9 protein-coding genes are annotated in these 7,908 nt (G+C 58.2%); 2 read left to right on the plus strand and 7 right to left on the minus strand.

Going from position 1 to position 7,908, the window contains the following annotated elements; genetic code table 11:
* Positions 1 to 2 precede the first annotated feature (2 nt).
* The 7 genes from HMPREF2656_RS12840 to HMPREF2656_RS07395 all read right to left on the minus strand — a co-directional run bounded on the left by HMPREF2656_RS12840 (position 3) and on the right by HMPREF2656_RS07395 (position 6,821).
* A complete protein-coding gene (locus HMPREF2656_RS12840) occupies positions 3 to 941 on the minus strand; it encodes a phosphatidylinositol mannoside acyltransferase (RefSeq protein WP_070570437.1) in 939 nt (312 codons plus the stop codon).
* On the minus strand, positions 942 to 1,577 hold the full coding sequence (gene pgsA / locus HMPREF2656_RS12845; RefSeq protein ID WP_070816230.1) for a phosphatidylinositol phosphate synthase: 636 nt from the start codon (positions 1,575 to 1,577) through the stop codon (positions 942 to 944).
* Positions 1,570 to 2,169 carry an ATP adenylyltransferase gene (locus tag HMPREF2656_RS07375; protein WP_246821668.1) on the minus strand — a complete coding sequence of 200 codons (600 nt, stop codon included), beginning with the start codon at positions 2,167 to 2,169 and terminating at the stop codon, positions 1,570 to 1,572. Before HMPREF2656_RS07375 ends, pgsA begins: the two co-directional genes overlap by 8 nt.
* On the minus strand, positions 2,138 to 4,195 hold the full coding sequence (thrS, locus tag HMPREF2656_RS07380; RefSeq protein WP_070816231.1) for a threonine--tRNA ligase: 2,058 nt from the start codon (positions 4,193 to 4,195) through the stop codon (positions 2,138 to 2,140). Before thrS ends, HMPREF2656_RS07375 begins: the two co-directional genes overlap by 32 nt.
* Before the next feature lie 110 nt (positions 4,196 to 4,305).
* On the minus strand, positions 4,306 to 5,457 hold the full coding sequence (locus HMPREF2656_RS07385; RefSeq protein WP_371440659.1) for a Dyp-type peroxidase: 1,152 nt from the start codon (positions 5,455 to 5,457) through the stop codon (positions 4,306 to 4,308).
* Positions 5,458 to 5,555: 98 nt separating this feature from the next.
* Positions 5,556 to 6,212 (minus strand): copper chaperone PCu(A)C, encoded by a 657-nt coding sequence (locus tag HMPREF2656_RS07390; RefSeq protein ID WP_070484859.1) that lies wholly within the window; start codon positions 6,210 to 6,212, stop codon positions 5,556 to 5,558.
* Between the two features lie 9 nt (positions 6,213 to 6,221).
* Complete coding sequence (locus HMPREF2656_RS07395) at positions 6,222 to 6,821, minus strand: copper resistance CopC family protein (RefSeq protein WP_070423061.1); 600 nt, start codon at positions 6,819 to 6,821, stop codon at positions 6,222 to 6,224.
* 565 nt (positions 6,822 to 7,386) lie between these two features.
* On the opposite strand from HMPREF2656_RS07395, the gene HMPREF2656_RS07400 reads away from it, so the two are divergent.
* Together HMPREF2656_RS07400 and HMPREF2656_RS13100 are read left to right on the plus strand one after the other, a co-directional pair.
* Positions 7,387 to 7,641, plus strand: a complete 255-nt coding sequence (locus HMPREF2656_RS07400; RefSeq protein ID WP_070816233.1) for a helix-turn-helix domain-containing protein — start codon at positions 7,387 to 7,389, stop codon at positions 7,639 to 7,641.
* Positions 7,641 to 7,908 (plus strand): hypothetical protein (locus HMPREF2656_RS13100; protein ID WP_168167548.1); only part of this gene is annotated, 268 nt, incomplete at its 3' end. The genes HMPREF2656_RS07400 and HMPREF2656_RS13100, both read left to right, overlap by 1 nt.

Consider the following 7,908-nt stretch of genomic DNA (forward strand, 5'->3'; position numbering starts at 1 on the left):
GGCTAGGTCTCCCTTGAGATGACTGAACGATTGTCGAGCGCCCAGCGCCTCCCGCGAACCGGGACATCGACAGGCCACAACGGCTGCAGCATGTGCCAATCCTGCGGGTGGTGGGCAATCGCGACAGCGAACTCGTCTGCAATTGCCTGCACCGTTCGCTCAAGCGTGGTTACTTTCAGCGCAGGTGCAACGCTCATCCCCCAGCCAGGATCCGTCTGCGAACCTGCAAACCACGTATGCACCGTGTGAAGGCCCGCGCCTGTCTCCAATGCCAACTTTGCTGGCCCTGCAGGAAAAGTCGTATCCTCGCCGAAAAATGTCACTGGCACACCTCGACGCCCAAGGTCGCGCTCTCCCATCAAACACACGATGCCCCCGCCTTGGAGGACCTCTTTGAGCCTTGCATAGGGAGGAGTTTTCTCCCCGGTGAGGGCAAGTACTTCGAAACCCAGACTTTCGCGATACTCCACGAACGAATCAAACAGCTTCTCAGGCCTGAGCCGCTCAGCAACCGTTGTAAACGTTCCATAGTGCTTTGCAAGCCACATTCCCGCCATATCCCAATTCCCGGAATGCGGCAGAGTCAGTACGACCCCGTTGCCAGCATCGATCGACTCCTGCAAATACTCCCTACCAACCAGACCTGCAGTGAGTCGCTCATCCAAGTTTGGATCATCCGCAATGCGAGGCAGTTGGAAAGCTTCGAGCCAATATCTTGCGTAGGAACGCATGCTGTCACGCACCAGCTCCTTGGTGACGTTTTCTGCACCGACGACGCGTGTGAGATTGCGGCGCAGCATGTCCATTCCGGCGCCGTCGTTTGATACCCAATCCGCACCAGCAGCAGCTAACGGACGCGTGAGGCACTCCGGAAGCGCCCCGACGATCTTCCACCCGGCGATGTAACCCGCCGAAGACACACGCTTTCCAATGCCGCTCATCTACGCCCCTGCTGGTGGCGCCATCTTCGCGTTCGCCTGATCGTCTCGCGCGGCGAAGACCAGCCGCTGCACCACGGTAAACAACGACCCTGCTAACAGAATCCAAATTGACACCACGACAGCGTTGGGCACCCCAAACCCCTCGAGCGCTAGCCCGCCCAAAGCAAGGATCAAACGCTCTGGCCGTTCAATGAGGCCGCCGACGACGCTGATGCCGCCGGCTTCAGCGCGCGCCTTGATGTAGCTGATCGCCTGCGAGAGGACCAACACAGCTAGGCAGGCTGCAACGTGGACCGCAGACAAGTCCGCAACGTAGACCATCCACATCGCGATCGACCCAAACAGGGCGCCGTCCGTGAGACGGTCACAACTGGCGTCTAGTGTTGCGCCGAAAGCCGTCCCACCACCACGTAATCGCGCCATGGTGCCGTCCACCATGTCACACGCTGCAAAAATCGTGCTCAACACCGCTGCCCACACGAGATGATCCGTCGGGATGAGAACCATCATCGCCAGCATCGTGGCAATCGTGCCGGCAAGGGTGATCATGTTCGGCGTGACGCCGGCTTTCAACAAGCCCTTCGCCACCGGTTCCACGACAACAGCTGCCGGTTTACGCCCATGCACACTAAGCATCGTGGCTTCTCCCCTCGCCCTGTTCGACCTCGCGCCACCCCTGCGCCAGCAGCTCGCGAGTCTCCCGCAGGAGCTGCGGCAGAACCTTGGTTCCGGAAAGCACAGTCATAAAATTCGAGTCACCGGACCAGCGCGGAACCACATGCAGATGCAGGTGATCTCCAACCGACCCCCCGGACGCCTTGCCCAGGTTCAAACCGACGTTAATCGCCTCTGGGTTCGACACATGCTTCAGCGTCTTTACCGCATGCTTGGCAAACGCCATCAGTTCGGTTGTTTCTTCGTCGTCAAGCGCTTCAAGCTCCGCGACCTTGCGATACGGCACAACCATGAGATGTCCCGCGTTGTACGGATACAGGTTCAACACCGCGTACACACGCGTGCCACGGGCAATAATCAATCCGTCTTCGTCGCTGAGTTTCGGTATCTCTAGAAACGGGTCATTGCTTTTCGACGATCTCGGCGCCGACGCAATGTAACTCGACCGGTAGGGCGCCCACAGACGTACAAGACGGTCAGGAGCCCCTACACCGGTATCGATGTAGGGGTCCTCGCCATGATTACTGCCGCTGGTCTGCAACGTTTGCCTCACTCGGCTGATCGTTACGTTTCGCCGCGATCCAGTCCGCGATGATCTCCACTGCCTCATCGACATTCACGCCGTTGATCTGCGTGCCATCAAGGAAGCGGAAGCTCACAGCGTTGGCATCAACGTCACGCTCACCCGCAAGCAGCATGAACGGGATCTTGTTCGTGGTGTGCGTACGGATCTTCTTCTGCATGCGGTCGTCCGAGTGGTCAACCTCTGCACGAATACCGCGCTCGCACAGCTTTGCGACGACCCCATCAAGGTGGTCGGCAAACGCATCAGCAACCGGAATACCCACAACCTGGTGTGGCGCCAGCCATGCCGGGAACGCACCCGCGTAGTGCTCGAGCAGCACGCCGAAGAAACGCTCGATCGAGCCAAAGAGTGCACGGTGGATCATCACCGGACGCTTCTTCGAACCGTCAGAGGCGGTGTAGGTCAGGTCAAAGCGCTCAGGAAGGTTGAAGTCCAACTGGACGGTCGACATCTGCCAGGTGCGACCGATGGCGTCGCGTGCCTGCACCGAAATCTTCGGGCCATAGAAAGCGGCGCCGGCAGGGTCCGGAACCAGCTCAAGGCCAGACTTCTTCGCCACCGACTCGAGAATGTTCGTGGAACGCTCCCAGATGTCGTCGTCGCCAATGTATTTCTTCGGGTCCTTCGTGGACAGTTCGAGGTAGAAGTCATCCAGACCGTAGTCCTGCAGCAGCGAGATGATGAACTCCAGAACGCTGGTGAGCTCTTCTTCCAGCTGCTCCTCAGTGCAGTAGATGTGAGCATCATCCTGGGTAAAGCCACGAGCACGAGTCAGACCGTGCACCACACCAGACTTTTCGTAGCGGTACACCGTGCCGAACTCGAACAAACGCAGCGGAAGTTCGCGGTAGGAACGACCACGAGAGTCGAAGATCAGGTTGTGCATCGGGCAGTTCATCGGCTTGGCGTAGTAGTCCACCGGCTGCTTAGTCACGTTGCCGTCAGCGTCAACCTCACCGTCGAGCTTCATCGGCGGGAACATGCCGTCCGCGTACCAATCCAGGTGACCAGACTTCTTGAAAAGGTCACCCTTGGTCACGTGCGGGGTGTTGACGAAGGAGTAGCCGGCTGCCACGTGACGCTCACGCGAGTGCTGCTCCATGGTCATACGCACGATGCCACCGTCCGGGTGGAATACCGGAAGACCAGAACCGACCTCGTCTGGGAAGGAGAACAAATCCAGCTCATTGCCAAGACGGCGGTGATCGCGCTTCTCAGCCTCCTCGAGCATGGTCATGTACTCGTCGAGCTTTTCCTTCGACTCCCACGCCGTGCCGTAGACACGCTGCAGACCAGCGTTGTCCTGGTCGCCTCGCCAGTAGGCAGCGGACGAGCGAGTCAGTGCGAATGCCGGGATGTACTTCGTCGTTGGCACGTGCGGGCCACGGCACAGGTCATGCCACTCCACCTCGCCCGTGCGGGGATTGACGTTGTCGTAGTGAGTCAGCTCGCCTGCACCGATTTCAGTAGCTTCGTCGGAATTTGGGTCGACGTTGCCCTTGTCGTTGATCAGTTCGAGCTTGTACGGCTCATCCTTGAGATCCTCGGCTGCTTCCTCCACGGATGCGTAGACACCGCGGACAAACTTCTGGCCTTGCTTGATGATCTTCTTCATACGCCGTTCAAGCGTCTTCAGATCTTCAGGCGTAAACGGCTCGGCGACATCAAAGTCGTAGTAAAAGCCGTCTTCAATCGCAGGGCCAATGCCCAGCTTGGTTCCCGGGAACTCCGCCTGAACAGCCTGTGCAAGTACGTGCGCACAGGAGTGGCGGATAACCGAGCGACCAAGCTCAGTGTTTGCCGGGACAGGAGTGAACGTGGCGGTTTGCTCCGGCACGTGGGAAAGATCTTTGAGTTCGCCCTCTGCATCCAAGACGCAAACGACGGCGTCGTCGCCCTTGTTTGGCAAGTTCAACTCCCGCATCGCTGCACCCACGGCGGTGCCTGCGGGGACCTCGAACGTTGCAAACTCGACTACTGCTTCGTTTGACATAGGTGTCGTGCGCTCCTTTGCGCGTCATTCGGCTGCGTCATACCTGGACGCAACCCCATCGTGCTGTTCACTGTCCCGACGGCGCAGACGCACGCCGGTCGATAGGGATTCTACCCCCGAGTGCCGGAAAGTACGGCTTCGCCCCAGTACGTATCACCGGAGTTACCACTACCCGGCTCCACAGTGCCCGGTGGCACCCAGTACACCGCGGAACCAATGTGAGTCGTCCATTCGTTAAGGCGATCCATCTCCAGCAGACGGCGAAGCACCGGCGTGAACTGGATATCCGGGTCCTTCTGAAAAGTCAGAAAGACCAAGCCTGCATTTGAGAGACCTTTCGAGTTCGGATCCGGCGGAAGGTTGTAGTTGTACGGTCTGCGTAAGAAACGCTGCTCCGGATGGTCCTTCGGCGGCATTGCTCGCGCCATGTGCGAGTTCCTGTCAATGACGGGCAGACCGTATTCATCAATTGCATCGAGATCTGGTTTGTCGAATTCGCTGTCGCCAGTGAGCGGGGCACCGTCGCTCAACCTGCGGCCGACAGACTCCTCGCGTGAAGCCCGGTCGAGCCGCTCCCAATCGTCGAGATCCATCGCGATCCGGCGCACTACCAGTGAGGAAGAGCCATCCTCGTGAAACACCTGCTCCGCGAATTCATCGTCCGAATGTGGGTTGACGGTTCCATCGACTTGACCGAAGAGGTTGCGCGGGGTTTGGCCTTTCGGAATATTGCCGTAGGCGTTCATGAACCCTTGCTGCACCCACGCAGTTTTTACGTAGTCCATCCCTGCGCGGGTCATGTGGCGCATTACCCATGCACACACCATCGGGTCATCCGAGCAGATCTGGAGAACGATATCGGTTTGTCCCCACTCTGGAACGAGTTTCTCCCGTGGCATCGGCTCAATGTCGTGCAGCCACGCCGGCTTACTTTTGGGGGCGGCGACGTCAAAGATTCGCTCGCCCAAGCCGCATGTGATTGTGAGGTTTGCTGGCCTGTCTACCATTTCTGGCTCAAGGCTTGACAAAGGGTTGCGGCCGGAGACGAGCTCTCGCGCATCTTCCGTCCACAACCGCATTAGACGGCGGATTCCATCGGCCTCCACGCCGTCTTTGAGGTTGAACCCAACGAGGTTGAGATTCGCTTGTGTAGTCGTTTGGATGCCTGCCTGATGAGCGCCATCGAATGCGATAGTTGATTCGGTAAGTGCCCGTGATGCAGTTTCGCGATCATCCTCACCGCTACACGCAACGAGCGCCATGCTTGATGACGCAACCCCCGCCACCCCAGCCGCACCGGCCAGAAACACCCGGCGGGAAACTCCGCCACGCTGTGGCTTAACCATTGAATTCGCTCCTCCTAGTGCTTGTGCTCAGCGGTTTCGCTGTGCTCGGCGTGTTCGCCATGCGCTGCATCGTCGCCGTGCTTGTGCTGGCTGTGGTCCATGACCTGGCCATCCTCGCCGTAGTCCTCATCGCCCGGCAGCATGGTACGGACGGCTACTTCCGGAATATCAATGGTGGTGCCACCCTCAGTCAGCAGCGTGACATCAACGGTGTCTCCAGCAGGAATCTCGTCCGGGTAGCCCATCACCATGAAGTGGTCACCGCCCGGCTTCAGCTCGTAAGTGCCACCGGCCGGAATGACGATGCCCCCCTCCTTCTCCTGCATGACGCCATCCACAACCTCGTGGATTTCGTACATGGCTTCACCCAGCGAGGTAGTGAAGCCAATCACGTGGATGTCTTCATCCGTGCCATTTTTCAAGGTGCCAAAGATCGCCGTCATATCACTGCCATTTTCTGCGTCCTTGGCAGCCTTTGCACGCACAGTGCCATCGACGAGTTCAACGTCCGAGGTGGCGGCAGCATCCGTGGCAGTCTCACTTGCCGACGTTGCAGCGGACGAGGTAGCTGTGTCGGTTGCCGCCTCATTAGAGTCGCTAGAGCAGGCGGTCAGCGCCGGGGTCAAAGCGAAAGCAGCGACAACTGCCGTGGCCATCAAACGATTCTTCATCATGTTTCCTTACTGCGCGCCTTTGCGCACGTCATCAGTTATGGTCTTGCTCTTCTTCGAACGATTCGTCACGGCCAACACCGCGATGACCGCAAGCACGATGGTGCCAAGGGCAAGCAGCCAGAGAGCAGAAACGCTTGAGTTTTCATTCGTTTCTGCAGCGTTAGTAGCGGTCGAATCCTGTTGCGATTGCGAGCCAGCGCCATCTGGCTGATAGCTAAACGAGGTCATGCCCTTAGTTGCGTGTCCGTCGGACGAGACGATTTGGAAGCCAACTTTGTAGTCTCCGGCCTCCGGCTGCAGATCTGGCGGAAGGTCGAGTGTGACGTTTCGGCCCTCAATTACCGGTTCGCCGGTGAACAGCACATCCGTGCTTCCATTCTCCGTACGTGAGATGGCGACGGTATTGAAACCTTCCTTGGGCTCGCCAGAAAACTCCAGCTCGATCCGCTCAGGAAAGTCCTGCACCACAGACTTGTTTTCGGGGTTGGATCCGATAACAACGTCATGCGCAACCGCGGGAGCCGAGGTAACCAGAGCAGTTGCCAACGCCGCGGCAGCAATACCGCCCACTCGTGCAACTTGCCTGCAATGTGCAGGTTTGGGCATTTCGTCTCCTTGTTCAAACTATTGAGTGCGTAATTTTCGCACTCGAAATGAGTAGTCGCCTAAAACGGCCGAATAGTTCCCACACTGGCACAAAACCCCCAATATTGGCAGCTAGGAATCGCAGACCCCAGCCTGACTGCCTGAAGAAAAAGAAAAACCGTCAGTTTCCTGACGGTTTGCGTTGTGGTCCTAGCTGGGATCACCGTATATAACCTTCGCGACGCTGGTCAGAGGCCATTTTCAAATTCTGACAAGAAAATATTCTCTATTCATTCCCTATCTACCCCCCTCCGGGGCGTTTCCCTGCCGCATTTCTCCCACCCGGGCACCGAGCGCACCAAAGGCGGCGACATAGCGGCCCGTCGATACTGAAGGCACTTCATTCAGTTAAACCACTCGGACCGATTATCCCCTCGTGCGCGCGTAGGAGGGGGCGGAACGTTGCAGTTCCATAGCCGCTAGGCGTTAGGCGCGTTTTTGTGCGCGTCTATTCCGATTCGTTCATATCTGCGATAGGGTTACACCTGTAAGTATTTCGTCACGGTGACTTTGGAGGTTGTTTAACGTGGCAGAGTTACCCGCGCTGGGCGAGTTGATTCCGGTGAAAGACTTCGCGGCGGCGACTGATTCGCACCCACGTACGATCCAACGCTTGTGCCGCGACGGCGAGCTTCCTTCGGTCCGCGTGGGGGCCAAATGGTTCATTCTCGGGAACGAATTGCTCACCGATGCCCGCGCGCGCGTACTCGGCACGGAAGGCGACCTTGACGGCTTAGCGCCCTACACCGTGGCAGACAACGAATTTGAGGAGATTTTGTAATGGCTGAACTGCGCTTCACTTCTGCAACCGACCCGGCTTATCTAGACCTGTTCACGCAGGCTATGTCCCGTAAGGCGGTGTACGCCACCAAGTACGACATGGACCGGCTGGCCCGTGACGTGTACCGGCTTGTAGATGCCGATAACCGCGTGGTGTCCGCAGAGTTCATGTTGCGGCATTTGCCGGACGGTGTGGTGCTCGACGGTGTTCTGCCTGCTTATCTGAACACTGCGGCTGCTGACTATGTGCCGTTGCCCGCGCCGGGCG

This window comes from Corynebacterium sp. HMSC034B08 (assembly GCF_001835805.1).
GTDB lineage: Bacteria > Actinomycetota > Actinomycetes > Mycobacteriales > Mycobacteriaceae > Corynebacterium > Corynebacterium coyleae.

Excerpts from the sequence above, each read along its gene's own strand:
- HMPREF2656_RS07390 (WP_070484859.1), bottom strand. The coding sequence starts at position 6,212 with ATGAAGAATCGTTTGATGGCCACGGCAGTTGTCGCTGCTTTCGCTTTG.
- HMPREF2656_RS12840 (WP_070570437.1), bottom strand. The coding sequence starts at position 941 with ATGAGCGGCATTGGAAAGCGTGTGTCTTCGGCGGGTTACATCGCCGGG.
- HMPREF2656_RS07395 (WP_070423061.1), bottom strand. The coding sequence starts at position 6,821 with ATGCCCAAACCTGCACATTGCAGGCAAGTTGCACGAGTGGGCGGTATT.
- thrS (WP_070816231.1), bottom strand. The coding sequence starts at position 4,195 with ATGTCAAACGAAGCAGTAGTCGAGTTTGCAACGTTCGAGGTCCCCGCA.
- HMPREF2656_RS07385 (WP_371440659.1), bottom strand. The coding sequence starts at position 5,457 with ATGGCGCTCGTTGCGTGTAGCGGTGAGGATGATCGCGAAACTGCATCA.
- pgsA (WP_070816230.1), bottom strand. The coding sequence starts at position 1,577 with ATGCTTAGTGTGCATGGGCGTAAACCGGCAGCTGTTGTCGTGGAACCG.